This is a genomic window from Pseudomonas yangonensis, assembly GCF_009932725.1.
Classification (GTDB): domain Bacteria; phylum Pseudomonadota; class Gammaproteobacteria; order Pseudomonadales; family Pseudomonadaceae; genus Aquipseudomonas; species Aquipseudomonas yangonensis.
The window spans coordinates 1-215 of record NZ_BLJU01000079.1; the positions used below are offsets into that span (position 1 = coordinate 1).

Here is a 215-nt window from a genome sequence, read left to right on the forward strand (position 1 = left end):
TACAAGGTGGTCAAGTTCGCCACCGTGATCACCGACCAGGTGCAGCGCGAGGAGGCCGTGGCTCAGGCCGCAGGCATTGCCTTCGAGACCTCCAAGGGCACTGACGAAAGCGCACGCAATGGCGCCTCGGTGGTGCAGCAGATGCTCGATGCCATGACCGAACTGGCCGCACGCATGCAGGAAGCAGCCCAGGGTATCGAAGCGCTGGACAAGCA

Annotated in this window: 1 pseudogene; it reads left to right on the forward strand. The window is 63.3% G+C overall.

What is annotated here, in order from left to right:
• Positions 1-215 (forward strand): annotated as a pseudogene (locus tag GYB81_RS23565) (chemotaxis protein); the annotation flags it as partial.